Raw genomic sequence first — 1,403 nt, 5'->3', positions numbered from 1 at the left:
CCGCGGATTGTTGTCGGTGGGTGCGGCTAGTTTCGGGGTATGAGTTCGGGCGGCATCATCGATCGGGACGCGATCACGGCGGCCTTCGATGCACTCGATGACGCGGTCGAGGGCGTAGCGGACCTGACTTTCGACGCGTTGACTCCCCGAGAGTGCCTGGCGTTCTTGGAGCGCTGCGAAAAGCTGCGCCGACGGCTGCCGGTCGCCGAGCACAAGCTGATCAACCACGTTGCGCGACAGGCCACCCCGGCCGAGCTCGGCGGCAAGCTGTCTCACGCGCTGGCCGAACGGACCTTGATCAGCCGCGCCGAGGCCGCGCGCCGCATCCGCGAAGCCACCGACCTGGGACCACGCCAAGGGCTGACCGGGGAGCCCTTGACGCCGGCCCTGGCGGGCACCGCCGCCGCGCAGCGGGCGGGACAGCTCGGGGCCGGTCACGTCGCCGTCATCCGCCGGTTCTGCCACCGGCTGCCCGGCTGGATCGACCAACTCACCCGCGAGCGCGCCGAAGCCGATCTGGCCAAGCAGGGCAGTCGATATCGGCCCGAGCAGTTGGCCGCGCTGGCCGACACGCTGGCCGATTGCCTCAACCCCGACGGGACCTACCGCGACGAGGACCGCGCCCGCCGCCGCGGCCTGACCCTGGGTAATCAACAAACCGACGGCATGTCGCAGTTGCGCGGCTGGCTGACCCCCGAAGCACGTGCCACCCTGGAGGCGGTGCTGGCCAAGCTGGCCGCGCCGGGCATGTGCAACCCCTTCGACGAGACGCCGTGCGTGGACGGCGCGCCCAGCCAAGAGGCGATCGAGCACGACCCGCGATCGGCGGCCCAGCGCAACCACGACGGACTCAACGCGGCACTGCGCGCCATGTTGGCCTCTGGAAAGTTGGGCCAGCACAACGGGTTGCCGGCCTCCATCGTGGTCACCACCACCCTCAGCGACCTGCAGGCCGCGGCCGGCCGCGGCCTGACCGGCGGCGGCACCGTCCTGCCGATGAGCGACGTGATCCGCCTGGCCCGCCACGCCCATCACTACCTGGCCGTCTTCGACAAGGGCAAGGCGTTGGCGCTCTATCACACCAAACGACTCGCCTCACCGGGACAGCGGATTGTGTTGTACGCCAAGGATCGCGGGTGTAGCGCACCGGGCTGCACGGTGCCCGGCTACTACTGCGAGGTCCACCACGTCACCGACTACGCCACCTGCCACAGCACCGACGTCAACGACCTGACCTTCGCCTGCGGACCCCAACACCGCCTGCTGCAACCGGGCGGCTGGACCACCCGCAAGAACCCCAACGGCGACACCGAATGGATCCCGCCCCCACACCTGGACCGAGGCCAACCGCGAATCAACACCTTCCATCACCCCGAAAAACTGCTCCGCGACGGAGACGACGA

Annotated in this window: 1 protein-coding gene; it reads left to right on the top strand. The window is 69.5% G+C overall.

The genetic code is table 11. The features are described from left to right. Nucleotides 1-39 precede the first annotated feature (39 nt). Nucleotides 40-1,403, top strand: a 1,364-nt coding sequence (locus tag A5708_RS02150; protein WP_065027051.1) for an HNH endonuclease signature motif containing protein, incomplete at its 3' end; no start/stop codon positions are given.

Source organism: Mycobacterium colombiense, assembly GCF_001672755.1.
GTDB lineage: Bacteria > Actinomycetota > Actinomycetes > Mycobacteriales > Mycobacteriaceae > Mycobacterium > Mycobacterium colombiense_C.
The sequence above is the reverse complement of the archived record's forward strand: the minus strand, read 5'-3'. Positions and strand labels throughout refer to the sequence as shown.